21 protein-coding genes are annotated in these 24,662 nt (G+C 71.9%); 16 read left to right on the top strand and 5 right to left on the bottom strand.

Annotated features, from left to right (window positions below; all coding sequences use genetic code 11):
- The first annotated feature begins 15 nt into the window (after positions 1 to 15).
- The 6 genes from sucB (at position 16) to ABZT04_RS40130 (ending at position 8,519) form a co-directional block, all read left to right on the top strand.
- On the top strand, positions 16 to 1,800 hold the full coding sequence (gene sucB, locus ABZT04_RS40155; RefSeq protein WP_356064031.1) for a 2-oxoglutarate dehydrogenase, E2 component, dihydrolipoamide succinyltransferase: 1,785 nt from the start codon (positions 16 to 18) through the stop codon (positions 1,798 to 1,800).
- A gap of 769 nt (positions 1,801 to 2,569) precedes the next feature.
- On the top strand, positions 2,570 to 3,193 hold the full coding sequence (locus tag ABZT04_RS40150; protein WP_019075869.1) for a GntR family transcriptional regulator: 624 nt from the start codon (positions 2,570 to 2,572) through the stop codon (positions 3,191 to 3,193).
- A gap of 400 nt (positions 3,194 to 3,593) precedes the next feature.
- Entirely contained in the window at positions 3,594 to 6,305 is a 2,712-nt protein-coding gene (gene aceE, locus ABZT04_RS40145; protein ID WP_356064028.1) for a pyruvate dehydrogenase (acetyl-transferring), homodimeric type, read from the top strand.
- Positions 6,306 to 6,391: 86 nt separating this feature from the next.
- Positions 6,392 to 7,372 (top strand): YafY family protein, encoded by a 981-nt coding sequence (locus ABZT04_RS40140; RefSeq protein ID WP_356064025.1) that lies wholly within the window; start codon positions 6,392 to 6,394, stop codon positions 7,370 to 7,372.
- Positions 7,373 to 7,450: 78 nt separating this feature from the next.
- On the top strand, positions 7,451 to 7,972 hold the full coding sequence (locus ABZT04_RS40135; RefSeq protein WP_356064101.1) for a DUF4240 domain-containing protein: 522 nt from the start codon (positions 7,451 to 7,453) through the stop codon (positions 7,970 to 7,972).
- A 19-nt stretch (positions 7,973 to 7,991) separates the two neighbouring features.
- The gene (locus ABZT04_RS40130; protein ID WP_356064023.1) at positions 7,992 to 8,519 is read left to right on the top strand and encodes a carboxymuconolactone decarboxylase family protein; all 528 of its coding nucleotides are present in this window, start codon (positions 7,992 to 7,994) and stop codon (positions 8,517 to 8,519) included.
- Positions 8,520 to 8,791: 272 nt separating this feature from the next.
- On the opposite strand, the gene ABZT04_RS40125 is transcribed toward ABZT04_RS40130, so the two are convergent.
- Positions 8,792 to 9,022 (bottom strand): hypothetical protein, encoded by a 231-nt coding sequence (locus ABZT04_RS40125; RefSeq protein WP_356064020.1) that lies wholly within the window; start codon positions 9,020 to 9,022, stop codon positions 8,792 to 8,794.
- Between the two features lie 189 nt (positions 9,023 to 9,211).
- Between ABZT04_RS40125 and ABZT04_RS40120 the strand changes: the two genes are divergently transcribed.
- Complete coding sequence (locus tag ABZT04_RS40120) at positions 9,212 to 10,342, top strand: peptidoglycan bridge formation glycyltransferase FemA/FemB family protein (RefSeq protein ID WP_356064017.1); 1,131 nt, start codon at positions 9,212 to 9,214, stop codon at positions 10,340 to 10,342.
- 17 nt (positions 10,343 to 10,359) lie between these two features.
- Here the strand turns inward: ABZT04_RS40120 and ABZT04_RS40115 are convergent, their stop codons facing one another.
- The gene (locus ABZT04_RS40115; protein ID WP_356064014.1) at positions 10,360 to 11,178 is read right to left on the bottom strand and encodes a peptidoglycan recognition protein; all 819 of its coding nucleotides are present in this window, start codon (positions 11,176 to 11,178) and stop codon (positions 10,360 to 10,362) included.
- 190 nt (positions 11,179 to 11,368) lie between these two features.
- On the opposite strand from ABZT04_RS40115, the gene ABZT04_RS40110 reads away from it, so the two are divergent.
- Complete coding sequence (locus tag ABZT04_RS40110) at positions 11,369 to 12,553, top strand: MarP family serine protease (RefSeq protein WP_356064011.1); 1,185 nt, start codon at positions 11,369 to 11,371, stop codon at positions 12,551 to 12,553.
- A 1-nt stretch (position 12,554) separates the two neighbouring features.
- Here the strand turns inward: ABZT04_RS40110 and ABZT04_RS40105 are convergent, their stop codons facing one another.
- Positions 12,555 to 13,043 carry a GNAT family N-acetyltransferase gene (locus tag ABZT04_RS40105; protein ID WP_356064008.1) on the bottom strand — a complete coding sequence of 163 codons (489 nt, stop codon included), beginning with the start codon at positions 13,041 to 13,043 and terminating at the stop codon, positions 12,555 to 12,557.
- A 74-nt stretch (positions 13,044 to 13,117) separates the two neighbouring features.
- On the opposite strand from ABZT04_RS40105, the gene ABZT04_RS40100 reads away from it, so the two are divergent.
- Positions 13,118 to 14,014, top strand: coding sequence for a TIGR01777 family oxidoreductase (locus ABZT04_RS40100; protein ID WP_356064005.1), 897 nt, complete (start codon positions 13,118 to 13,120; stop codon positions 14,012 to 14,014).
- A 191-nt stretch (positions 14,015 to 14,205) separates the two neighbouring features.
- On the top strand, positions 14,206 to 16,086 hold the full coding sequence (locus ABZT04_RS40095) for an FAD-dependent oxidoreductase (RefSeq protein WP_356064002.1): 1,881 nt from the start codon (positions 14,206 to 14,208) through the stop codon (positions 16,084 to 16,086).
- Between the two features lie 18 nt (positions 16,087 to 16,104).
- Here ABZT04_RS40095 and ABZT04_RS40090 read toward each other — a convergent pair whose 3' ends face one another.
- Positions 16,105 to 17,541, bottom strand: a complete 1,437-nt coding sequence (locus tag ABZT04_RS40090) for a regulator (RefSeq protein WP_356064000.1) — start codon at positions 17,539 to 17,541, stop codon at positions 16,105 to 16,107.
- A 284-nt stretch (positions 17,542 to 17,825) separates the two neighbouring features.
- On the opposite strand from ABZT04_RS40090, the gene lipB reads away from it, so the two are divergent.
- From lipB to ABZT04_RS40070, 4 genes are all read left to right on the top strand, one after another.
- Positions 17,826 to 18,644, top strand: a complete 819-nt coding sequence (lipB, locus tag ABZT04_RS40085; protein ID WP_356063998.1) for a lipoyl(octanoyl) transferase LipB — start codon at positions 17,826 to 17,828, stop codon at positions 18,642 to 18,644.
- Between the two features lie 132 nt (positions 18,645 to 18,776).
- Entirely contained in the window at positions 18,777 to 19,742 is a 966-nt protein-coding gene (lipA, locus tag ABZT04_RS40080; protein WP_356063996.1) for a lipoyl synthase, read from the top strand.
- 242 nt (positions 19,743 to 19,984) lie between these two features.
- A complete protein-coding gene (locus tag ABZT04_RS40075; protein ID WP_317887285.1) occupies positions 19,985 to 20,185 on the top strand; it encodes a hypothetical protein in 201 nt (66 codons plus the stop codon).
- Between the two features lie 58 nt (positions 20,186 to 20,243).
- On the top strand, positions 20,244 to 20,948 hold the full coding sequence (locus tag ABZT04_RS40070; protein WP_356063993.1) for a DUF4191 domain-containing protein: 705 nt from the start codon (positions 20,244 to 20,246) through the stop codon (positions 20,946 to 20,948).
- A 91-nt stretch (positions 20,949 to 21,039) separates the two neighbouring features.
- On the opposite strand, the gene ABZT04_RS40065 is transcribed toward ABZT04_RS40070, so the two are convergent.
- Positions 21,040 to 22,176: a ferritin-like protein gene (locus tag ABZT04_RS40065; protein WP_356063991.1), complete on the bottom strand. Its 1,137-nt coding sequence runs from the start codon at positions 22,174 to 22,176 to the stop codon at positions 21,040 to 21,042.
- A 159-nt stretch (positions 22,177 to 22,335) separates the two neighbouring features.
- Here ABZT04_RS40065 and ABZT04_RS40060 point away from each other — a divergent pair, with 159 nt between their 5' ends.
- Positions 22,336 to 23,427: a right-handed parallel beta-helix repeat-containing protein gene (locus ABZT04_RS40060; RefSeq protein ID WP_356063989.1), complete on the top strand. Its 1,092-nt coding sequence runs from the start codon at positions 22,336 to 22,338 to the stop codon at positions 23,425 to 23,427.
- 112 nt (positions 23,428 to 23,539) lie between these two features.
- The gene (locus tag ABZT04_RS40055) at positions 23,540 to 24,535 is read left to right on the top strand and encodes a methyltransferase (RefSeq protein ID WP_356064099.1); all 996 of its coding nucleotides are present in this window, start codon (positions 23,540 to 23,542) and stop codon (positions 24,533 to 24,535) included.
- Positions 24,536 to 24,662 lie beyond the last annotated feature (127 nt).

The raw sequence follows: 24,662 nt of genomic DNA, 5'->3' as shown, positions 1-24,662 counted from the left end.
GGAGCAACCGAAACCATGGCGGTTTCCGTAACCCTTCCGGCGCTCGGTGAAAGCGTCACCGAGGGCACTGTCACCCGCTGGCTGAAGGCCGAGGGCGAGCACGTCGAGGCCGACGAGCCGCTGCTGGAGGTGTCGACCGACAAGGTCGACACCGAGATCCCCTCGCCCGTCGCCGGTGTGCTGGCCTCCATCAAGGTGGCCGAGGACGAGACCGTCGAGGTCGGCGCCGAGCTGGCCGTGATCGACGACGGCAGCGGCGCCCCCGCCGCCGCCCCGGCCCCGGCCGAGGAGCCCGCTCCGGAGCCTGCCCCGCAGGCGGCCGCACCCTCCACCGAGCAGGCCGCCCCGGCCCCGGCGCCCACCGCCGAGGCCACCGCGGGCGCCGGCTCCGCCGAGGGCACGGACGTGGTCCTGCCCGCACTCGGCGAGTCCGTCACCGAGGGCACCGTCACCCGCTGGCTGAAGCAGGTCGGCGAGGAGGTCTCCGAGGACGAGCCCCTCCTGGAGGTCTCCACCGACAAGGTCGACACCGAGATCCCCTCGCCCGTCGCCGGTGTGCTGCTGGAGATCCTGGTCGGCGAGGACGAGACCGCCGAGGTCGGCGCCAAGCTCGCCGTCGTCGGCGCCCCGGGTGCCGCTCCGGCGGCTGCCCCGGCCCCCGCCGCTCCGGCTCCGGCGCCCGCCGCCGCTGCCCCTGCGGCTCCGCCGGCTCCGGCTCCGGCCGCTCCGGCGCCCACCCCGGCACCGGCCCCGGCCCCGGTCGCCGCTCCGGCTCCGGCCGCCCCCGCCGCCCCGGCGCCCGCGCCGGTGGCCGCTCCGGCTCCGGTCGCCCCGTCGGCTCCGGCGCCCGCCGCGCAGGCCACGGACGAGGGCGCCTATGTGACCCCGCTGGTGCGCAAGCTCGCCGCCGAGAACGGCGTCGACCTGGGCACCGTCAAGGGCACCGGCGTCGGCGGCCGTATCCGCAAGCAGGACGTCCTCGCCGCCGCCGAGGCCGCGAAGACCGCCGCGGCTCCGGCCCCGGCCGCTGCCGCCGCCCCCGCGGCCGCCAAGAAGGCGCCGACCCTGGAGGCCTCTCCCCTCCGCGGCCAGACCGTGAAGATGCCCCGCATCCGCAAGGTCATCGGCGACAACATGGTCAAGGCGCTGCACGAGCAGGCGCAGCTCTCCTCGGTCGTCGAGGTCGACGTCACACGGCTGATGCGGCTGCGCGGCCAGGCGAAGGACTCCTTCGCGGCGCGCGAGGGCGTCAAGCTCTCCCCGATGCCGTTCTTCGTGAAGGCGGCGGCCCAGGCGCTGAAGGCCCACCCGGCCATCAACGCCCGGATCAACGTCGAAGAGGGCACGATCACCTACTTCGACACCGAGAACGTCGGTATCGCGGTGGACTCCGAGAAGGGCCTGATGACCCCGGTCATCAAGCACGCGGGCGACCTGAACATCGCCGGTATCGCCAAGGCCACCGCCGAGCTCGCGGGCAAGGTCCGGGCGAACAAGATCACCCCGGACGAGCTGTCCGGCGCGACCTTCACCATCTCCAACACCGGTTCGCGCGGCGCGCTCTTCGACACGATCATCGTGCCGCCGAACCAGGTCGCGATCCTCGGCATCGGCGCCACGGTCAAGCGCCCGGCCGTCATCGAGACGGAGGAGGGCACGGTCATCGGCGTCCGCGACATGACGTACCTGACCCTCTCCTACGACCACCGCCTGGTGGACGGCGCCGACGCGGCCCGCTACCTGACGGCCGTCAAGGCGATCCTGGAGGCCGGCGAGTTCGAGGTCGAACTCGGCCTGTAACCAGCCACGTCGGTGCCCCGCCCGGAACCTTTAGGGCGGGGCACCGTGCGTTTCCCTGCTCGTACGATCCCGTCATGTGCCAGGCGCCGACGCCGTTTCGCGCCGGTGACGCGGACGCCCCGGCCGACCCGGCCCGCTCCCGGGCACCGTCCGGATTCGTACGATCCCGTCATGTGCCAGGCCCCGACGCCGCGTTCGCGCCGGTGACGCGGACGCCCGGCCGACCCGGCCCGGCTCCCGGGCACCGTCCGACTCCACGAAGACGCAGGCGGCATGGCCCGCGACGGCCACCCCCGTCGCGGGTGTACTGCTGGAGACCCTGGCCGGCGAGGACGAGACCGCCGGGGCCGAGAGCCACGCCCGCCGAGACCGGCACCAGGTTCACCGAGGCCGACAGCCACGCCCGCCAGGACCGGGACCAGGTTCACCGAGGCCGACAGCCACGCCCGCCAGGACCGGGACCAGGTTCACCGAGGCCGGCACCAGACGAGCCAAGACCGACGCCAAACCCGCCGAGACCGACGCCAGCCCCGCCGAAGCCGACGCCCCGGGCGCCGCTCCGGCGGCTGCCCCGGCGCCCGCCGCCCCGGCCCCGGCAACCCGCCCCCGCTGCCCCTGCCGCTTCCCGGCCTCCGGCTCCCGCCGCTCCGGCGCCCGCCCAGGCGCCGTGTAAGTCTCGTCTCACCTGCATGAAAGCGCCCCCGTGCGCCCCTCCCGAGCGGGTGTGCGGCCTTATTGTCTAAACGTCAAACGCCCTTAAGGAGCTCTCATGACCGCGCCCGTCGTCCACTCGCTGCGCGAACAGATCCGCGAGCACATCGTGGAGGGGATCGTCAGCGGGCGCTGGAAGCCGGGCGAGCGGATCGTGGAGCGGCGGATCGCGACCGAGCTGGAGGTCTCGCAGACACCGGTGCGGGAGGCGCTGCGTGAGCTGGAGTCGCTGCGGCTGATCGAGTCGGCGCCGAACAAGGGCGTACGCGTACGGAATCTGACCGCCGCCGACCTGGAGGAGAGCTACCCGGTGCGAGCCGGTCTCGAGGCCATCGCGGCGGAGCTGGCGGCTGAGAAGCTGGCCGAGGACTGCTCGGCGCTCGAGCCGCATGTCGCCGCCCTGTACGAGGCGGACCGCGCCGCGGACGGCACGGGCCAGGTGCGGCACACGGTCGGTTTCCACCGCGAGCTGGTCCGCGCGGCCGGCAACTCCGTGCTGCTGCACACCTGGGAGGGCCTCGGCATCGAGGTGTTCACGGCGCTGTCGATCCGCTGGCTGGGCACGGTGCAGCAGTCGTACGCGGAGGAGCACGAGGAGCTGGTGGCCGCGTTCCGGCGCCGGGACCCGCGGATCGCGGAGCTGGTGAAGGCACACGTTCTCGGGTGCGCGCCGCGTCCTTGAGAGCCTGTCTCCGCCGCGAGGGCGCTCAGCCGGGACGGCGGTCCCCAGGACGGCGGTCCCCGGCGCCGCCGAGCCCGCTGCACCTCGCCGCGCCCCGGCCCGACCCGGCCCGAGGACCCTCGGACACAGGAGCGCTCCCCCGCTCAAAAGCCCCCTCCGACCTGCGAAAACCCCGGTCGACCACGACACCCGGTGCCGCCGCCGGAGGCACCCCGTGCCGACTTTCTCGTAATCAAGATATTTTGCCCGGGAACCTTTGATCGATCATCGATCAGGGAGTTACAGTCACCGACGGGCTCCCACCACAGAGCCCGCCGCCCTGTCCTGCCAAAGACCAAGGGCACCCCCGAAAACCCCTTGCCGACGAGGGAACCCCCCTTCGACTGAGGAAGGCGGCGACATGACCGACCCCTACGCCATCCAGCCGAGCGAGCTCGACCAGCTCCCGGACCGCGACCCCGAGGAGACCGCCGAATGGCAGGCCTCCCTGGACGCCGTCACGAAGGCTGCCGGCCCGCACCGTGCCGCGTACCTGATGCGCCGCACACTGGAGCGCGCGGAGGGCAACGGCATCGCGCTGCCCAAGCTGCTGGAGACGGACTACGTCAACACCATCCCGACCGCCGCCGAGCCGTCCGCGCCCGGTGACGAGGAGATGGAGCGCCGGATCACCGCGTGGAACCGCTGGAACGCGGCGGCGATGGTGACCCGGGGCGCGAAACACGGCGTCGGCGGCCACATCGCCACCTTCGCCTCGGCGGCCTGGCTGTACGAGACCGGCTTCAACCACTTCTTCAAGGGCAAGGAATCCCAGGAAGCGCCCGGCTCCGGCGACCAGCTCTACATCCAGGGCCACGCCTCGCCCGGCATCTACGCCCGCGCCTTCCTCGACGGCCGCCTCACCGAGGCGCACCTCGACAACTTCCGCCAGGAGGCGGGCGGCAACGGCCTCCCGTCGTACCCGCACCCGCGCCGGCTGCCCTGGCTCTGGGAGTTCCCGACCGTCTCCATGGGCCTCGGCCCGCTGTCGGCGATCTACCAGGCCCGCTTCAACCGCTATCTGACCGCGCGCGGCATCAAGGACGTCTCGGAGTCGCACGTCTGGGCGTTCCTCGGCGACGGCGAGATGGACGAGCCCGAGTCGACGGCGGCCCTCGCGCTGGCGAGCCGCGAGGGTCTGGACAACCTGACCTTCGTCATCAACTGCAACCTCCAGCGTCTCGACGGCCCGGTCCGCGCGAACTTCAAGATCGTGCAGGAGCTGGAGGCCCAGTTCCGGGGCGCGGGCTGGAACGTCGTCAAGTCGCTGTGGGGCAACGCCTGGGACGAGCTGTTCCAGCTCGACACCACGGGCGCGCTGGTACGACGGCTGCGCGAGGTACCGGACGCCCAGGTGCAGACGTACCAGACGCGCGGCGCCGCCTACATCCGCGAGGACTTCTTCGGCAAGGACCCGGCGCTCGTCGAGCTGGCGAAGCTGCTGAGCGACGACAAGATCCTCGAGTGCTTCCACCTCTCGCGCGGCGGCCACGAGGCCCGCAAGGTGTACGCGGCCTACAAGGCGGCCCTGGACCACAAGGGCGGCCCGACGGTCATCCTGGCGCAGACGGTCAAGGGCCACACGCTCGGCGAGGGCTTCGCCTCGAAGAACGCCAACCATCAGATGAAGAAGCTGTCGACGGACGAGTTCAAGCAGATGCGTGATCTGCTCGAACTCCCCATCAAGGACAGCGACTTCGTCGACGGGGTGGTGCCCTACGGCCACCCGGGCGCCGACTCCCCCGAGGTCCGCTACCTCCAGGAGCGCCGCGCGGCCCTCGGCGGCCCGGCCCCGGCCCGCCGTACGCACACGCTGCCCGCGCTGCCGGCCCCCGCCGAGAAGACGTTCGCGTCCTTCGACAAGGGCTCGGGCAGCCAGAACGTGGCCACCACCATGGCCTTCGTCCGCCTGGTCAAGGACCTGGTCCGCGACAAGGAGACCGGCAAGCGCTGGGTGCCGATCGTCCCCGACGAGGCGCGCACCTTCGGCATGGAGAGCCTGTTCCCCTCCCTCGGGATCTACTCCCCCAAGGGCCAGACGTACGAGCCGGTCGACCGCGACCAGTTGATGTACTACAAGGAGGCCCAGAACGGCCAGATCCTCAACGAGGGGATCACCGAGGCCGGTTCGATGGCCGACTTCATCGCCGCTTCCACGTCGTACGCGACGCACGGCGAGGCGATGATCCCGTTCTACATCTTCTACTCGATGTTCGGCTGGCAGCGCACGGCCGACCAGATGTGGCAGCTCGGCGACCAGCTCGGCCGCGGCTTCCTGGTCGGTGCCACGGCCGGCCGTACGACGCTGACGGGCGAGGGCCTCCAGCACGCGGACGGCCACTCGCCGGTGATCGCGGCGACGAACCCGGCGGCCCTGTCGTACGACCCGGCCTTCGCGTACGAGGTCGCGGCGATCGTCAAGGACGGCATCCGCCGGATGTACGGCGAGGCGGCCCCGGGCGAGGACCCGAACGTCTTCTACTACCTGACCGTCTACAACGAGCCGATCCCGCAGCCCGCCAAGCCGGCCGGACTCGGTGTCGACGAGGGCATCGTCAAGGGCCTGTACCGCTTCAACACGGCGGAATCGGCGGGACTTTCGCCCGAAGCCAACGCGGCGCGCATCCAGCTCCTCGGTTCCGGTACGGCGATCCACTGGGCGCTGAAGGCGCAGCGGCTGCTCGCCGAGGAGTGGGGTGTGGCGGCGGACGTCTGGTCGGCCACCTCGTGGACGGAGCTGCGGCGGGACGCGCTGGACGCGGACGCGGCGCTGCTGCGCGGCGAGGAGCGGGTGCCGTACGTCCGGCAGGCGCTGCACGGCGCGGAGGGACCAGTGCTCGCGGTCTCCGACTACATGCGCCAGGTTCCCGACCAGATCGCGCAGTGGGTCGAGCAGGACTACTCGTCGCTGGGCGCGGACGGCTTCGGTCTGTCGGACACGCGTGACGCGGCCCGTCGTTACTTCGGCGTCGACGCGGAGTCGATCGTCGTGGCGGCGCTGGCCCAGTTGGCTCGGCGCGGTGAGGTCAAGGCGACCGCGGTGAAGGAAGCGCGGGAGCGGTACGGGTTGTAAGGGTTGCAGGTAGAGCGCGGGCGTGTGGGAGCCGGTCGGCCGGTCCCCGCACGCCCGCGGCCGTTCGTGCGCCCATCATGGGTCCCATGCGCGCAGCCCGCCTCATCAAGATGGTGCTCCTCCTCCAGTCCCGGCCCGCCATGACCGCCGCCGAGCTCGCGCGGGAGCTGGAGGTGTCGGAGCGGACGGTGACACGGGACGCGCAGGCACTGTCCGAGGCGGGCGTGCCGGTGTACGCGGAGCGCGGGCGGGCCGGCGGCTACCGGCTGGTCGGCGGATACCGGACGCGGCTGACCGGGCTGGCACGCAGTGAGGCCGAGGCGCTGTTCCTGTCCGGCCTGCCGGGGGCCCTGCGGGACATGGGGCTGGAGGACGCCGCCTCCGCGGCCCGGCTCAAGGTGTCTGCCGCACTGCTCCCCTCTCTCCAGGACTCCTCGCGGGCTGCGGCCCAGCGCTTCCATCTCGACGCCCCGAACTGGTTCACCGAACCCGGGACGCCCCCGCTGCTGCCCGCCGTGGCGGACGCGGTGTGGGACGACCGCAGGGTCCTCGCGCGCTACCGGCGCGGGGACGCCGATGTCGAGCGGGAGCTGGAGCCGTACGGGCTCGTGCTCAAGGCGGGTGTCTGGTATCTGTGCGCGCGGGTGGCCCAGAGCGGTTCCTTCCGGGTGTACCGGATCGACCGCTTCACGGCGGTGGATTCCCTGGACGACGAACGCTTCGTACGGGACGAGGACTTCGATCTGCCGGCGTTCTGGGAGGAGCGGGCGGAGCAGTTCGCGCGGTCGATCCTGCGGGCCGAGGTGGTGGTGCGGGTGTCGCCCGACGGGGCGCGAAGACTGCCGTACGCCGTCGATCCGGCCGCGGCCAGGGCGGCGCTGGAGGTCGCGGGGGCGCCGGAGGACGGGGACGGGTGGGTGACGGTGACCCTGCCGGTGGAGTCCGAGAAGGTGGCCCACGCACAGCTCGCGGGACTGGGGCCGGAGGTGGAGGTGCTGGCTCCGGAGAGTCTGCGGGCGCGGTTCGTGAGCGACGCGCGGAAGCTGGCCGCGCTGTACCGCCCATAACGATCTGCCCCGGGCCAGGTGACAATCCGCTGCACTCCACGTGCGCACCACCCCTCCAGGACCGATGCTTGACCCGTGATGGACGAGACGGAGTTCTGGGAGCTGGTGGACGCCACCCGCGAGGCCGCCGAGGGCGACCCCGAGGAGCAGGCCGACCTGCTCGTGGACCGGCTTCTCCTGCTGGATCCGGAGCTGGTGCTGGACTTCGCCCGTCATTTCGAGGCCCGTTACAACCGCGCCTACACCTGGGACCTGTGGGGTGCCGCCTGGGTGCTGCTGGACGGGGCGAGCGACGACGCCTTCGACTTCTTCCGGTGCTGGCTGATCGGTCAGGGCCGCGAGGTGTACGAGGGCGCGGTGCACGACCCCGACTCGCTGGCCGACCTCATCGACGACTTCGACGAGGAGATCGACGGCGACGGGGAGGAGCTGGGGTACGCGGCCGACGAGGCGTACGAACAGCTCACCGGTACCGTCGCCCCCGACCTGGGGATTCCGCCGGCGCCCGCCGAGCCGCTCGGGGCACCGCTCGACCTGGAGAACGAGGCGGTGCTGGCGGAGCGCTTCCCGAAGCTGCGGGAGAGGTTCCGGCAGGAGTGAGGAGGGTACGGAGGTCACCGTGGCTCGAATACCGTACCCGGAGCGTTCCGCCGACGCCGTGGACAAGCTCCCCACCCCGCTGAACGCGTTCCGCATGCTCTCCCACGCCCCGGAAATGCCGGGTCCGGCGATCGACCTCGGGATGGCCGTGCTCGGGTCGTCGTTGCCGGTGCGGTTGCGCGAGCTGGTGGTGATGGCGGTGGCGGCGCGCACGGACTGCGCGTACGGGCTCGTGCAGCACCGGCCGATCGCGCTGCACGCGGGGGTGACGGCCGATCAGTTGGACGCCGTCGTCGAACTGCGCGCCGAGGAGGGCGAGTTCGATGTGGTCGAGTGGTCGGCGTTGACCGCGGCGGAGGAGCTGCTGGCCCAACACACCCTCGCCGACGCCACGTTGGCCACGCTCCGCGAGCACTTGACGGATCGTCAGGTGGTCGAGCTGATCACGACGGTCGGCTACTACACGATGCTGGCCGGTCTCCTGAACGGCCTGGGCGTGGACATCGATCCGGCGGGCGAGCAGTACCTGGGCTTGGGCAGGAGCTGAGCGCGGCCTACCGCCAGGGCGTGCCAACTCATGTGTCACAGGCGCGTGTTGATGTGGTTCCGGCCGCAACGGCCATTCCCCCCAGCAGGCTGTCCTACGAAGCGACACCGCTTCCCGGCTGCGGCACGGTCGCCGGAGCGTTCGGCTCCCGCGTGGAGTTCAGGGCACCCGGTCTCGGCAAGGGCAGCCCGTTCTCCGTGACCACGCCGGCCGACCGCCGGCATGTCCTCGTCCTCCGCCTCGCCCGGCATCCGGGAGCTGGCCGCGGCACGCTAGGCCGCCGTGCGGCGCCGGGTCGTGTCCGTCGGGATGTAGGCCTGGGTCTGGTCGGCGCGGATCGCGTGGTGCATCGGGGCGGCGTTGGCCTGGTCGAGCGCGGAGGCCGTGACGGCGGCCGGGCCGAGGATCACGGTCGCGACCGCGCAGACGACCGCCCAGGGGCCGCGGGCGGACCTGGTCCAACCGGCCGACTTCTCCGTGGTGTTGGTGTGACTGCTGTTCATTTTCCCCACCTCCAGTCAGTGCGTGTGCATGACGATAGGGAGCTTGTCTCGGGGAACCCGGTGAGCCGCCTGCGAGAAACCTGTGAGCGCGACGCGGCAAGTGTTCGCGCGGTTCACAGACTTGAGGTCTTGACCGGGGCCGTGACATCCGGCTTACGGTGGCCGCCGCCGAACAGGAGCGCCGCGCCCATGACCAGCCCGTATGTGAAGGGGATCACCCGCGAGGAACATCTCGCGCATCTCCGGACGCACCCCGACGCGAGCCATCTGCAGATCCCCGAGTGGGCCGACGTGAAGCCCGACTGGAGCGCGGAGAGCGTCGGCTGGTTCGAGGGCGACGCCCTGGTCGCCGTCGCGCTGGTGCTGTACCGCGCGTTTCCCGGGACCGGGCGCTGTCTCGCCTACCTTCCCGACGGGCCCGCGATCGACTGGCACAGCCAGCGCCCGGAGCGGTACCTGGACCCGCTGATCGCGCACCTGGAGAAGGAGGGCGCGTTCTCGGTCCGGATCGGGCCGCCGCTCGTCGTCCGGCACTGGGACGCGGCCACCGTGGCGGCGGGCGTCGCCGACCCCTCCGTACGGCATCTGCGGGATCTGCCGACGGACGGGATCGACGGGTACGCGCTGGATGCCGCCGAGCGGCTGAGGCGGCTGGGGTGGCGGCGGTGCAAGGAGAACGAGGGGAGCGGGTTCGGGCTCGGGCAGCCGCGCTACGGGTGTCACATCCCCCTGACGGGGCGGTCGGTGGACGAGCTGCGGCGGAGTCTCGCTCCGCACTGGCTGCAGGCCCTGCAGACCGCCGAGGGCGGCGGTGTCGGGGTCTTCTGGGGGTCCGCCGAGGATCTGCCCGCGTTCCACCGCCTGTACCGGGCGACGGCCGAGCGGGACGGGTTCAAGGCCCGGCCCCTGGACTACTTCCGGCGGATGTGGCAGGCGTTGAACGCCGAGGAGTCCGACCGGATGCGGATCTATCTCGCCGAGTACGACGACGAGGTGCTGTCCTCCGCGATCATGATCGGCGTCGGCCCCCGCGTCTGGCACTCCTACCCCGCCTCCGGCCGCCGGGGGCGTGAACTGCGGCCCAGCAGCCTGCTGTTGTGGCGGATGCTGTGCGAGGCACTGGAGTCGGGCGCCGACACGTACGACCTGCGGTCGATCACCCCGTCCCTCGTCCCCGAGGACCGGCTCGTCGGCCGGCTCCTCTTCAAGACCGGCGCGGGCGGCCGGGCCGTGGAGTACTTCGGCGAGTGGGAGCGGCCCGTGGGGGTCCAGGGGAAGGTGCTCCAGCGCGCGCTGGGGGTCTATCTCAGCCGCAGATAGCCGACCGGCGGGTCGTCTCACCTTCCCTGCAACCGCGCCGCCCGCTCCCTGATCGCCGGGAGACGGGCCAGCAGTGCCGCGCCGGGGCAGCTCGTCATGTAGGCGTCCTTGTGCGCGGCGAGGGCGGGGAGGGTCGCGGTGGTGCCGACGGCGTAGCGGCTGCGGCTGTTGCTGGAGACCAGGTGGGCCTTGGTGCGCGGGTCGACGTCCGCGAGGCCGAGTTTCCAGGCGGCCAGGGCGGCGATCGCGTCGGTCATGGCCTTCGGTACCGGTACGCCCGCCGTGAACGTGCCGATCGCGGCGATGCCCGCGGTGCGGTGGTTGAAGCCCTGGGTGTGGGCGCCGGTGACGGCGCGGTCGACGCCGCCCGCGCGGCCCTCGTAGATCGTGCCGCAGCGGTCGACGAGGAAGTTGTAGCCGATGTCGTCCCAGTCCCGGACGCCGGTCTGGCCGGCGTAGAGGTAGCGGATGATGCGGGGCGCGTCCGCACAGTCGTAGTGGTTCGGTGAGTCGGTGTGGTGGATGAAGACGGCGAGGACCTTGTCGTCGTAGCGCGGGGGTGGCTGCGCGTGCCGGGAGAGGGCGTCCAGCCAGGCCGAGCGCGGCACGATGCGCGGCTTGGGGGCGGTGTGCGTGGCCGCCGCCGGGCGGGCGGCGATCGGGGAGCGCAGGGCGGCCGTGGCCTTGCGCCCGACGCCGTTCGCGCACAGGGCCAGCACCAGGACGGCGGCGAGGCCGGGGAGACAGGCCAGCAGCAGGAGCGCCGAGCGGGGGACGCGGGGTATTCGTACCCGTCGCCGCCGTCGTGCGCTCGGCGTTCTTCTCAGGACGCGCATGGTCAACACTCTCGGCCGGAAACGCTCCGCCCGCGATGTGTGCTGTGCCACCCGGTGGAACCATCGTCCTGGTCCGGCACGTTTCTGCGGGTACACGCACGCGTGGGCACGTTCCCGGGGGCCACGCGCGCGTGACTGATCAGTGGGCCCGTTCCTCGCGTACTAAGGGTTCCGAGAGAAAGGCGGCTCCGTGGACCTGCTCGACCTGCTGTTGTTGCTGGTGATCCTCGCCTACGCGGCGTCCGGTTACCGACGCGGCCTCGTCGCCGGATGTGTGTCGCTCGCCGGGTTCGTGGGCGGCGCGGTCGTGGGCGTGTGGGTGCTGCCGTGGCTGATGGATCTGGTGACACCGGGGACGACGGCGGCGACGGTGACCGCGGTGCTCACCGTGCTGACCCCGGCGGTGGTCGGGCACGAGCTGGCGGGGCGGCTCGCGCTGAAGCTGCGCAAGGAGCTGGACCAGGGGCCGCTGCGGGTGGCCGACGGGATCGGCGGGGCGGCGGCGAACTCGGTGGCGGTGATGATCGTGGCGTGGGTGGCCGCGAGCGTGCTGGGCGTCTCCTCGTCGGCGACGGTCACCTCGGCGATCCAGGACTCGGCGCTCCTTGGCAGCGTGCAGAAGCTCATGCCGGACACCACGCCGACCTGGTTCTCGCGCGCCACCTCCGCGCTCACCGAGGCGGGCTTCCCGCAGGTCTTCAACCCGTTCGAGAACGCGTCGACGGCCGAGGTCGCCAAGCCCACCGGCGACAGCGTCACCGCCGCCGCGACGAACGCGGCCAAGCGGAGCACGGTCAAGATCGAGGGCTCCTCCGGCACCGAGGGCCGCGAGGGCAGCGGCTTCGTGTTCGCCGCGCAGCATGTGATGACCAACGCGCATGTGGTGGCCGGCATCGACGACCCGACCGTCCGCATCGGCGGGGTCGGGCGGTCGTACGAGGCACGGGTGGTGCTCTTCGACCCGAGCAAGGACGTCGCCGTGCTGTATGTGCCGGGGCTGTCCGCGCCCGTGCTCCACTTCGACGACAGCGCGGCGCGCGGCGACTCCGCGGTGGTCGCGGGCTATCCGCAGGACGGCGACCTGAACCTCCAGGCCGCGACCGTCGCCAACCGGGTGAACGCGACCGGGCAGAACATCTACAACGACGGGACGGTCACCCGCGAGATCTACTCGATCCGCTCCACGGTCCGCCCCGGCAACTCCGGCGGCCCGCTCCTGACGACCGGCGGCAAGGTCTACGGCGTGGTCTTCGCCCGCTCGACCTCGGACGACGAGACGGGGTACGTGCTGACGGCCGACGAGGTCTCCGGGGACGCCAGGAGCGCGGCGACCGCGACGGCCCGGGTGGACACGGGCGACCTGGTCACGTCGTAGCTCACAGGGAGCGGCCCATGAGGACGTCGTCGACGTACTCCCCGTCGAGCAGGAACTCCTCGGGCAGTACACCCTCGACGGCGAAGCCCTCGGCCTCGTAGAGCTTGCGCGCCGGTGTGTTGTGGCCGAGCACGCGCAGGGTGATGCGCCGGGCGCCCTGCCGCCGGGCCTCGGTGATGGCGGCGCGGATCAGCGCGCGGCCGACCCCGTGGCCCCGGGCCTCCTCGCCGACGGCGAGCCCCTGGATCTGCCGGACGTGCGCGTTGCAGGCGAGCGAGGTGGCGGGAACCAGCCGGATGTAGCCGACGATCCGGCGGTCGAGTTCGGCGACCAGGATGTCGCCGGGCACGTGCTTGTCGTCGAAGAAGGGCGCGTACGGCGGCTGCGCCTTCGGCACGACCGCGTGCAGCCGGGACCAGGTGGCGCGGTCCAGCGCTCCGAGTTCCTCGTCGTCGTCGGGCAGGGCGGTGCGTATGTACGGCTCGGACATACGAGCCACCCTACGGCGGCGAACAGCGCACTCCTCATGGGGTTTTTACGGATCGACGGGGCAGGATGGGCGCCATGGAACGCTCACGCATCGCGGTGACCGGCGCCTCCGGTCTGATCGGCAGCGCCCTGGTGCGGTCCCTGACCGCGGACGGGCACGAGGTGGTGCGCCTGGTCCGGCGGGCCGCGCGGGGCGCGGACGAGGTGTGCTGGGACCCCGAGGGGCAGTATGTGGACGCGGCGGCGCTCGACGGGTGCGACGCCGTGGTCAATCTGGCCGGCGCCGGGATCGGCGACCACCGCTGGACGGACGCCTACAAGAAGACGATCCGGGACAGCCGCGTGCTGGGCACGGCGGCGCTCGCGGAGGCGGTGGCCGCGCTGGACCGGCCGCCGCGGGTGTGGGTGAACGGCAGCGCGATCGGCTTCTACGGCGACACGGGCGACCGGGCCGTGGACGAGGACGCGCCTCCCGGGGACGGCTTCCTGCCCGCGCTGTGCGTGGAGTGGGAGGAGGCGACGGCGCCCGTGCAGGAGGCGGGCGTGCGGACGGTGTTCGCACGGACCGGGCTGGTGGTGGCGCGGGACGGCGGGGCGTGGGCCAAGCTGTTCCCGCTGTTCAAGGCGGGGATCGGCGGGCGGTTCGGGGACGGGCGGCAGTACTGGTCGTTCGTCGCGCTGCACGACGAGGTCGCGGCGATCCGGCATCTCATCGACACCGACGGCCTGTCGGGGCCCTTCAACCTCACCGCCCCGAACCCGCTGACGAACCGTGAGATCGCGGCGGCGATGGGCCGGGTGCTGCACCGCCCGTCCCTGTTCGCGGTGCCCGCGCCCGCGCTGAAGCTGGCGCTCGGCGAGATGTCGGGGGATGTGCTGGGCAGTCAACGGGTGCTGCCGAAGCGGCTGTTGGAGTCGGGGTTCACGTTCGCGTTCCCGGAGATCGAGGGGGCGGTCCGGGCGGCGCTGTAAAGGGCGGGCGTCCTCCGATGACACACGGCGACCGCATATGACCACTGTGCGACCGCCGTGCGACCGTGCCCTGCCGATGCGCGACTTCCGCCGACCGGTTACGGCCCTAACCTCGACCCGAACTCGGGTATCCCTGAAGCCCGTTGGGGGCATGACGTCCCCACCGGCCGCTCAACGTCGAGGAGGGGCATGTGTCTGAGCCCGCGTACCAGGCGGACGTCGTCGTCGTGGGAGCCGGGGTCGCCGGACTCGCCGCGGCCCATCGGCTGATCAGCGCAGGAGTAACGACCGTAGTCCTGGAGGCCGCCCCTTACGTCGGGGGCCGTATGTCGACCGAGAAGGTCGACGGGTTCCGGCTCGACCGGATCGGACAGTTCCTGTCCACCTCGTACCCCGAACTCCGCCTGACTCCGGGCCTCGACGCCCTGGTGCTGCGCCCCTTCGCACCGGGCGTCCTGCTCCACAGCGACGGCCGCCACCACCGCGCGGGCACTCCGGCGCCCGGAGGGAGCGCATGGGGCGCACTCCATGCGGTACGCGCCCTGGCGAGCGCCCCTCGGGCGGGGGCGGGGCCGAGGGTGCGGACGGGGTCCGCGTGGGGCGGAGCGGCACGCAGGGGCTCCTTCTGGGGCGGCCCGACGGCGAGGGGGCGCGGGGGCGTCGCCTGGGCCGCGGCGGCGCCGGGAGGCGTTTCCGGGGGCTGGGCAACAACCAGGGCCGGGGCGGCACTCACCGGCCGGGCGGCGGCCTCCGCGGAAGAGCCCGTGCCCAGGACCCGGGTGGCGGCCTCCGGAGACACGACGCCGCACACCCCCTGTACGGAAACCCTGACGGAGGGCCCCACCCCGGGGGACGTGACGGCGGCAGCACCCGGCGACGAGTCGGTGCCCGAGGAGCGCACGGGAAACTTCGCGGGCGCCCGTCCGCCCAAGGACCGGACCGCGTCCCGGAGCGGGCTGACCGGCGCCACCTGGGGTGTGCTCAGGGACCGGACAGGTGCCTCCCGAGGCGGGCCGGCCGCCGGCGAACGCACGGACTCCTCCTGGGGCGGCCCCGCGCTCAAGGACCGGCCGGTGGACGCCCGTAGGGTCTCCGCCGTGCCCAGGCCGCGGTCCGGTGCCCCGCTCGGTGGGCCCGTCGACCAGGCGCGGCTCGGGGCCGCGCTCACCCGGCTCGCGGGGACGCCCGTCGAACGGCTGCTGGCGCGGCCCGAGTTGCCCGCCGGGCAGGCGCTCGCGGCGCGCGGAGTGCCCGCGCGGACCATCGACGGTTTCCTGCGCCCGCTGCTCGCCGCGCTGCTGTGCGACCCGGAGTTGACCACCTCCAGCCGGTGCGCGGACCTCGCGCTGCGCGCCTTCGCGGGCGGGCGGCTGTGTCTGCCGGAGGGCGGCGCGGAGATGCTGCCCGAGGTACTCGCCGCGGCGCTGCCGCCGGGCACCGTGCACACCGGCGTACGCGTGACGGACGTGGCGACGACATCGGTGACCACCGCCGAGCACGGCGAGATCCGCTGCCGGGCCGTGCTCGTCGCGACGGACGCGCTCGCGGCGGCCGAACTCCTCCCCGGCCTGCGCGTGCCCGGCTTCCACCCGGTGACGGTGGTCCACCACACGACCGACGAACCGCCAACGACCGGAGCCGCGCTGCTCGTCGACTCCGACCGCGGCGGCCCGGTCGCGCACACCGCGGTCGTCAGCGAGGTGGACCCGAGCCGCGCCCCGGCCGGCCGCGCACTCGTCTCGTCGACGGTCCTGGGCCCTCCCCCGCCGGACGTCGAGACCGCCGTACGCATGCATCTGTCCCGCCTCTACGGCACCTCGACCGCCCGTTGGGAGACCCTCGCCGTGCACCACACAGCGACGGCCGTGCCCGTGATGCGGCCACCGCACGACCTGCGCCGACCGGTCCGCCTGCTGGCCGGCCTGTACGTGTGCGGCGACCACCGGGACACGAGCACGGTCCAGGGGGCCCTGCATTCGGGACACCGGGCGTCGACGGCGATCCTGAAGGACTTGGGCGCGGCAGGCTCGGTACACCAGGCGGACCCGATCCCAACGAGCCAGGCCGCCTGAAACCCCCCTCACCCCACCTCACCCGAACGCGGCGACCTTGTCGCGATACCCCCGCACCGGCGCCGCGTCCTTGTACGGCTCAAGCCTCCGCTCGAAGTCCCGCACGTACTCGATCGCCCGGACCGACCGCATCTCCGCGGCCTGCCCGGCGGCCTCCGCACCCAGCGCGCAGGCCTGGTCGAGTTCGCCGAGGCCGAGCCGGGCGGAGGCCAGGACGACCCGGCAGAACAGGCGGCTGCGGGCGAAGGCGGGCGCCCGCAGTTGCAGGGAGCGCTCCGCGTGCTGGGCGGCGGCGCGGAACTGCTGGAGGTCCCGGTGCGCGTGCCCGAACTCGTCGGCGAGCTGCGCCTCGTCGAAGAACCGTGCCCAGTACGGCACTTCGTCCCCGGCGCGCGCGGTTTCGAGGGCGCGCTCGGCCCGTACCAGCGCGGAGGTGCACGCCCGCACCTCCCCGAGCACCCCGTGCGCTCGCGCCTCCACGGCGTGCAGCAGCGCCTGCACGACAGGGGGCGCGCTGGTCCCGACCCCTTGCTGCGCCACCCGCGCGAGCTGTACGGCCTCGCGCCCGTGCCCGAGGTAGACGGCCTGCCGGCTCATGGTGATGAGCACGTACGAGCCGTAGGCCCGGTCCCCGGCCGCCTGGGAGAGGCGCAGCGCCTGCACGAAGTACCGCTGCGCGAGCCCGTGCGCTGCGATGTCGTACGACGTCCAGCCGGCGAGCCGGGTGAGGTCGGCCGCGGCGGCGAAGAGGCGCCGGCCGGTCTGCTCGCCGTAGGTGCCGCGCAGCATCGGCTCGGTCTCGTGCTCCAGGTAGCGCACGAGGGCCTGGCGGGCGTGGCCGCCGCCGTAGGCGTTGTCGAGGGTGCGGAAAAGTTCGCCGACCGAGCGGAGCGCGGAGATGTCACCGCCGGTGACCCGCTGGCCGGGGCCGCGTTCGCCGGCCCCGCGCTGACGGGGCACCGCGGGGCGGCCCTGCGGGGGCACCCGGCCGGCGGGTTCGGCGCGGCCGACCCGGTCGTCGGCGCGGCCGATCAGCCAGTCCCGGCTGGGCACGACAAGACCGGCCGGCGTGAAGGCGATCTTGCGCAGCTCGGCGTGGCTGCCGGAGTCCTTGCGCCACAGCCCGCTGACGATGTCGACGGCCTCCTCGGGGGTCGCGGCGAATTCGAGCCCCGCGTACACCGGCGCGCACGCGTCCAGGCCGAGGTCCTGCGCGGTGAGCCGGCGTCCGAGCCGCCGGGTGAAGACCTCGGCGATCAGGGCGGGGGTGGTGCCCCTTGGCTGCTGGCCGCGCAGCCACCGGGTGACGGATGTCTTGTCGTATCTGAGGTCGAGTCCGTGCTCCAGACCGAGCTGGTCCACGCGACGGGCGAGACCTGCGTTGGAGAACCCCGCTTCTGCGATGAGCGCGGCGAGCTGGCGGTTGGGAGTGCGCTGCGCGGGTCGTTCCGTCATCTGCGGTGCGGTCTCCTGCCTTTCGGGCCTCACAGCGGCCGATGCGGCCGCCGCCTGCCCGGATTGCCTGTGAGCAGCCCTTTTGGCCTTGTGAACGGCGCGAATGTAGCGGAGCGTAAGCAGCCCGTCGCACATTCCGACGTGCATTCATCCGATCGTGTGAGGATTGGTCGTAGGGCTGACGGTCCCGGCCGCCCGGTCGGCTGTCCGTGGTCGGTCGTACAGTGGCGTAGGCATCTTTCATGCCTTACGACTCGTAGGTTGCTGCCAGGGAGGCGCTTGCCGTGGGTGAGTTGCGGTTCGTCCGGATGGGGTTCGGCGCGGAGGCGGTCGAGTACCAGGAGGCCTGGGACGAGCAGCGCCGGGTGCACGCGGCCCGCTTCGCGGACGAGGTTCCGGACACCTGTCTGCTCCTGGAGCACCCGCCGGTGTACACGGCGGGCCGGCGCACGGCGGACAGCGAGCGCCCGCTGGACGGCACCCCGGTCATCGACGTCGACCGCGGCGGCAAGATCACCTGGCACGGCTTCGGCCAGCTCGTGGGCTACCCCATCCAGAAGCTCCCGCGCCCCGTCGACGTCGTCGCCCACCTCCGCCGCCTGGAGGACGCGATGATCCGGGTCTGCGCGGAGTTCGGGGTCGAGACCAGCCGGGTCGAGGGCAGGGCGGGCGTCTGGGTCCTCGGCGACCCGGTGGACCAGCGCCCCTCCCTCGGCGGGCTCTCCCTGGACTTCGACCCCCGGCTCACCGACGAGGAGTTCGACCCCCGCCTCAACGGCCCCGAGTACGCCCCCTCGAACGCCGGCCAGCGCCGCGAGGACCGCAAGATCTGCGCCATGGGCATCCGGGTCGCCAAGGGCGTCACCATGCACGGCTTCGCTCTGAACGTGAACCCGGACACATCCAACTTCGACAAGATCATCCCGTGCGGCATCCGGGACGCGGGCGTCACGTCCCTCTCCCACGAGCTGGGCCGCGAGCTGACCATCGCGGAGGTACTCCCGGTGGCGGAACGGCACCTGACGGATGTGCTGGGGAACGCGGACCTGCGGCCGAGGGCGACCGAGAAGGCATCAGCAACTTTCAGCCCGTCCGGCGTTTGAGGACGAGGCCGTCCAGGCCGAAGCGGGGGCCTGGGGGCGGCAGCCCCCAGCAGCGCCGGCACCAACTCCGCCCACCAATTCAACGGGCGTAACCTAGGTTCCGCCGAAGAATCAATCGCTAGGGAGCCCATCGTGTCCGCAGTCGCACCCGACGGACGCAAGATGCTGCGCCTGGAGGTCCGGAACGCCCAGACCCCCATCGAGCGCAAGCCCGAGTGGATCAAGACCCGGGCGAAAATGGGTCCCGAGTACACGAAGATGCAGAGCCTGGTGAAGAGCGAGGGCCTGCACACGGTCTGCCAGGAAGCCGGCTGCCCCAACATCTACGAGTGCTGGGAGGACCGCGAGGCGACCTTCCTCATCGGCGGCGACCAGTGCACGCGGCGCTGCGACTTCTGCCAGATCGACACCGGCAAGCCCGAGGCCCTGGACCGCGACGAGCCGCGCCGGGTGGGCGAGTCCGTGGTCACGATGGACCTCAACTACGCCACGATCACCGGCGTCGCCCGCGACGACCTGGAGGACGGCGGCGCCTGGCTGTACGCGGAGACGGTCCGCCAGATCCACCAGCAGACGGCGTCCCGCGAGGCCGGCCGCACCAAGGTCGAGCTGCTGGCCCCCGACTTCAACGCGGTTCCCGAGCAGTTGGCCGAGGTCTTCTCCTCCCGCCCCGAGGTCTTCGCGCACAACGTCGAGACGGTCCCCCGCATCTTCAAGCGCATCCGCCCCGGCTTCCGCTACGACCGCTCGCTCAAGGTCATCACCGAGTCCCGCGACTACGGCCTGGTCACCAAGTCGAACCTGATCCTCGGCATGGGCGAGACCCGCGAGGAGGTCAGCGAGGCGCTGCGCCAACTGCACGAGGCGGGCTGCGAGTTGGTCACCATCACGCAGTACCTGCGGCCGTCGGTGCGTCACCACCCCGTGGAGCGCTGGGTGAAGCCGCACGAGTTCGTCGAACTCAAGGAAGAGGCCGAGCAGATCGGCTTCTCCGGCGTCATGTCCGGCCCCCTGGTGCGTTCTTCGTACCGTGCCGGGCGGCTGTACCAGATGGCCATAGAGAAGCGGGGCGCGTACGTGGCCTCGCAGGCGGTGTGAGCCCAGACTGTGTGAATTCGCGCACAAGCGGCTACTCGCGAGTAGCACCCGTCATTGACGCGGCCCTGACCGTCCTCCCAGTTGAGGGCGTCCACCGGGGCCGCGTCGACGTTCCGGCGCACCGCATCAAGGCTTCATTGGCGTTTGACCGGTCGGTCACGCCCTGGTAACACCAAACAGTGACACTCGACTTACAGCACGTAGCCTCTTACCCAGAGCCGTTCCGAGGGGGGACCTCCACCATGCAGGCCGCACCCGTCCGCGCCACCGCCATCCCGTCCGTCACCGACGCGCTCCGCGCGGTCGAGTCGCTGCTGATGAGCAGCGGCCAGCGCACCGCCCGGCGTAACGCGTGGACCTCCGTCCTGGAGGACCGCCGCCGCGCCAAGGACCGGGTCGAGGCACAGCTCGTCCTGGAGCAGTCCCTCACCTCCCGCTCCTGAACCCCGCGCCCCGGGCACCGCCGTCGTCGGCGCTCCGGGAGCCACGTAGACTCTTCGCATGGCGAGGAAGGACACGACAGCGGACAACGCTGCGAACCCCGGGCGACTCAAGCAGATCGTCCTGACGTACAAGATGACGCGCAAGGCCGACAAGACGATCGGTCTTGTACTCGCGGCTGTCGGAATTGCCACCTTCGGTGTCTTCCTCGCGATCGGCTTCTTGCTCGGTCACCCCATTTACCTTGGCATTCTGGGCGTCCTGCTCGCCTTCCTCGCGACGGCGATCGTCTTCGGACGCCGGGCCGAGCGGGCCGCCTTCGGGCAGATGGAGGGCCAGCCGGGCGCTGCCGCGGCGGTACTGGACAACGTCGGCCGGGGCTGGACGACGACTCCGGCGGTGGCGATGAACCGCAGCCAGGACGTGGTGCACCGCGCGGTCGGCAAGGCCGGCATCGTGCTGGTCGCCGAGGGCAACCCGAACCGGGTGAAGACCCTGCTGGCCGCCGAGAAGCGGAAGATGGCCCGCATCGTCGCGGACGTACCCGTGCACGACGTGATGGTGGGCACCGGCGAGGGCCAGATCCCGCTGAAGAAGGTCCGCACGACGTTGCTGAAGCTCCCGCGCGTCCTGACCGGCCCCCAGGTGACGGCCACGAACGACCGCCTGCGCGCCATGGGCGACCTGATGAGCAACATGCCCCTCCCCAAGGGCCCGATGCCCAAGGGCATGAAGCTCCCCAAGGGCGGCGGCAAGGCGCGCTGACGCCTCGCACCTCTCGACTCCTACGACGTTGGGGGCGCCCGGATCACTCCGGGCGCCCCCAACGCGCGCGAGGATGCCCCTTGGTACGCGTTCAGCGTGGCCGGAACTGGGGACCGTAGTTTCCCGGGGCGTCCGGGATCGTCGTCTCCATCAGCTCCACGGCCGGGCCCTCCAGGGCGCGCATGGCTCGGACCCCCGTGCCGAGGCTGCGCGACCCGCCGTCGCCCCACGCCTGGTCGAGCGCGTCCAGCACGTCGGTGTAGATGCCGTCGAACTCCTCCAGGAGCCGTCGGACCTGCCCCGGCGGACGGTGCCAGCCGCCGGCCGGGACCCGGGCCATGGGGCGCGCGTCGGGGAAGCGCACGGCTGCGCCGGTGAAGTGCCAGCCGCGATCGGACCTGCGCAGTTGCCGGCCGTGGTAGATCTCGGCGAAGGCGTAGTAGTGCGCCGGATGGTCGTTCTGGAAGGTGTCGGCCGGGGAGCTGGCGGTGCCCTCGCCCTGCTCCTTGATGATCTCGATGGACCGTTCGACGTCGTCCAGGTTCCCGACCGGCCTCAGCTCGTCCGAGCCGATCCTGTCGGAAAGCTGGCGATCCGTCGACAGATGCGGCGCCACGTCCCGGAACGCCCGCATCAGGTCGCCGTAGAAATCACCGATGCTGGGTGAGGGGTGCCGCTCCCGGGCCAGCGGGTCGTCGGGGGCCTCGATCGCCATCATCACATCCCGTACGAAGGACCTGGTCAGGCCCGACAGGTAGACCTCCACCCCGGTGCGCACGCCGCCGGGCAGCGGTCCGGGGTAGCGCGGCGCCGCGTCCTTGATCCGCGGCCGGCCACCCACGGCCACCAGCAGGTTGCAGACCACACCCAGGTGGTACATCTCGTCGCCGACGATGCGCCGGATCAGCCGCGCGGCCTCGCCGCGCCGGTCCCTGACGGACCACCAGCCGCACAAGTAGGGCGGGATGGTGGCGAGTTCGAGTTCCACGGCCACCTGAAGGGCCTCTCTGAGCCAGTCCACCCCGCGGCCGCCCCCGGGAACGGCCATCAGACGGGCCACGGACCCGCAGTTGGGCCCGGGCGGTCCGCCCAGCCCGGGTGAGACGGCGGCGGCCTGCGCGGGACCGGCGGCCGCAACCGGTGCGGCGGCCGATGCCAGGGCGACGCCCGACGCCAGGACGCTTCTGCGCTTGATCGACCCGTCCGGTTCTTCTCGCGTACCCGTCACAACGCCTCCGCTCGTGGCCTCTTCGACAGCTCGCGAAGCTAGCAGCCGGCATCGCCGTTCCCGGCCCGCCGGGCCCGAGCCCGCCCTCTGCCCGCATGACACGCCGCCGAACGGAGCATCCGGCCGGTAATCGGGTCATCCACCCATAGCCTTCAGACTGTGACAAAACGCCATATCACATACCTCGCCTGCACCACCGCGCTCTGCGGTGCCCTCCTCGGCGCCACCCCGGCATCGGCCGCCCATCACACCCATGTAGTGCATCCGGGTGAGTCGATCCAGAAAGCCGTGGACGCGGCCCGGCCCGGCGAGACGGTCATCGTGTTGGCCGGCACCTACCACGAGAGCGTCAAGGTGACCACGCCCGGGATCACGCTGCGCGGGGTGGGCCCGCGCACCGTGCTCACGCCGGCCGCCGGGAAGAGCACCAAGAAGGCCTCAAGTACCAGGAAGGCGGTGAAGTCCTGCGCCGAGCAGGGCAACGGCATCTGCGTCGTCGGCGCCAAGAACCATCCCCTCGACGGCGTCACCGTCGCCGCCATGACCGTGACCGGCTTCAGCAGGATCGGCGTCATGGCCGTCGGCGCGGACCACCTGTCCGTGGACAGCGTGAACGCCGTGAAGAACGGCCAGTGGGGCATCGCCGAGGAGCGCTCGGCCCACAGCGTCTACCGGAACAACGTGGCCCGGGACAACGGCGACGCGGGGCTGTTCCTCGCCAACTCCATCACGGCGGAGAAGGGAGCCACCGACACCGGCGGCACGGTCATCGAGCACAACTTCCTGAAGGGCAACCGGATCGGCGTCACCGTCCGCCGACTGCGCAACCTCACCGTCACGGACAACACCGTGACCGGGAACTGCGCGGGCGTGTTCGTCGTAGGCGACGAGAACAAGCCGAAGGCGGGTGCTGTGACCGTCGCCGACAACCGGGTCGTGCGGAACAACAAGTACTGCGAGAAGACCGCCAAGCTGGCCTTCCTCCAGGGCTCCGGCATCGTGCTGACCGGCACCGAGGACACCCTGGTGACGGGGAACCTCGTCGCCGACAACTCCGGCAAGTCCCCGCTGTCCGGCGGTGTCGTGATCTTCAAGAGCTTCGTCGGCGTCACCAGCGACAAGAACAAGATCACCGACAACGAGCTGTCGGGCAACGCCCCCGCCGACCTGGTCAACCAGGAAACCGCCGAGCACGGCAACGCCTTCCAGCACAACACCTGCAAGAAGTCCATGCCCGCGGGTCTGTGCTGACCGGACGGCCGTACGACAACCACCCAAGGAAGGAAGGCGGCACATGACCGCACCATCACGCGAGCTCTCGGCTCCCCCGGAGCAGGGGGCATCGCCCTCTTCGCACCCGTCGATGCGGCTGCGAGAGCTCGTGTTCGGGGCGGCCTGTGCCGCCGCCGTCCGCGCTGCCGCCCGGCTGCACGTCGCCGACGCGCTCGGGGACGCGCCCATGACCGTGGAGAGCCTGGCGGCCGCGGTGCGCACCGAGCCGAAGCCGCTGCGTCGGCTGCTGCGCGCCCTGTCCTGCTACGGCGTCTTCGCCGAGCGGCCCGACGGGACGTTCGCCCACACCGAGACGTCCCGGCTGCTGCGCGAGGACGACCCGCACAGCCTGCGCGACATCACCCTGTGGTGCACCGAGCCGTGGACCTGGGACGCCTGGCCGAAGCTGGACGAGGCGGTACGTACCGGCCGGAACGTGGTCGAGGACCTCTACGACAAGGAGTTCTTCGCCTATCTCAACGAGGACGCCCCGGAGTCGGCCGACGTCTTCAACCGGGCGATGACCAGGTCCAGCGAGCAGTCGGCGCGCGATGTCGCCGCACTGCTCGACCTGTCCGGCAGCTCCTCGGTCGCGGACCTCGGCGGCGGGCAGGGACACGTGGTGGCGTGCCTGCTGGACAAGTACCCGTCGATGCGTGGGTTCCTGCTCGATCTGCCGCGGGTGGTGGAGAACGCCCTGCCGCGGCTGCGCGAGGGCGGCGATCTCGCGGACCGGGCGCGCATCGTGCCCGGTGACATTCGCGAGTCCGTCCCGGTCGACGCCGACGTCTACGTCATCAAGAACATCCTGGAGTGGGACGACGAGTCCACCTCCCGGCTGCTGCGCAACGTTGTCGAGGCGGGCGGCCCCGGTGCCCGGGTCGTGGTCATCGAGAACCTCGTCGACGACACCCCGTCGATGCGGTTCAGCACCGCGATGGACCTGCTGCTGCTCCTGAACGTCGGCGGGGCCAAACACACCACCGACAGCATGGTCCGCCGACTGACCGAGGCAGGCCTGTCCGTGGGTGACATCCGGCCGGTCAACCCGTATCTGCACGCGTTCGACTGCACCGTGTCCGCCTGAGCGGACGCCTTCCGGCCGGAACGCCGGTGCCGGGCCCGCGTTGCACGCGGGCCCGGCTGACGGCCCACTGGTAGGTCTGTCCGGCACCCATCGACCAGCCGGTCACGAGTGCGATCCGCTCGATGCC

The sequence above is a fragment of the Streptomyces sp. NPDC005492 genome, from assembly GCF_040605995.1.
Classification (GTDB): domain Bacteria; phylum Actinomycetota; class Actinomycetes; order Streptomycetales; family Streptomycetaceae; genus Streptomyces.
Note: the sequence above shows the minus strand (reverse complement) of the source record. Positions and strands in the feature narration are given on the sequence as shown.

Bases quoted from the DNA above. Each gene is read 5' to 3' on its own strand.
- ABZT04_RS40075 (WP_317887285.1), top strand. From the start codon at position 19,985: ATGCAGGCCGCACCCGTCCGCGCCACCGCCATCCCGTCCGTCACCGAC.
- aceE (WP_356064028.1), top strand. From the start codon at position 3,594: ATGACCGACCCCTACGCCATCCAGCCGAGCGAGCTCGACCAGCTCCCG.
- ABZT04_RS40135 (WP_356064101.1), top strand. From the start codon at position 7,451: ATGGACGAGACGGAGTTCTGGGAGCTGGTGGACGCCACCCGCGAGGCC.
- ABZT04_RS40090 (WP_356064000.1), bottom strand. From the start codon at position 17,541: ATGACGGAACGACCCGCGCAGCGCACTCCCAACCGCCAGCTCGCCGCG.
- ABZT04_RS40140 (WP_356064025.1), top strand. From the start codon at position 6,392: ATGCGCGCAGCCCGCCTCATCAAGATGGTGCTCCTCCTCCAGTCCCGG.
- ABZT04_RS40150 (WP_019075869.1), top strand. From the start codon at position 2,570: ATGACCGCGCCCGTCGTCCACTCGCTGCGCGAACAGATCCGCGAGCAC.
- ABZT04_RS40055 (WP_356064099.1), top strand. From the start codon at position 23,540: ATGCGGCTGCGAGAGCTCGTGTTCGGGGCGGCCTGTGCCGCCGCCGTC.
- sucB (WP_356064031.1), top strand. From the start codon at position 16: ATGGCGGTTTCCGTAACCCTTCCGGCGCTCGGTGAAAGCGTCACCGAG.
- ABZT04_RS40125 (WP_356064020.1), bottom strand. From the start codon at position 9,022: ATGAACAGCAGTCACACCAACACCACGGAGAAGTCGGCCGGTTGGACC.
- ABZT04_RS40120 (WP_356064017.1), top strand. From the start codon at position 9,212: ATGACCAGCCCGTATGTGAAGGGGATCACCCGCGAGGAACATCTCGCG.
- ABZT04_RS40070 (WP_356063993.1), top strand. From the start codon at position 20,244: ATGGCGAGGAAGGACACGACAGCGGACAACGCTGCGAACCCCGGGCGA.
- ABZT04_RS40115 (WP_356064014.1), bottom strand. From the start codon at position 11,178: ATGCGCGTCCTGAGAAGAACGCCGAGCGCACGACGGCGGCGACGGGTA.
- ABZT04_RS40100 (WP_356064005.1), top strand. From the start codon at position 13,118: ATGGAACGCTCACGCATCGCGGTGACCGGCGCCTCCGGTCTGATCGGC.
- ABZT04_RS40105 (WP_356064008.1), bottom strand. From the start codon at position 13,043: ATGTCCGAGCCGTACATACGCACCGCCCTGCCCGACGACGACGAGGAA.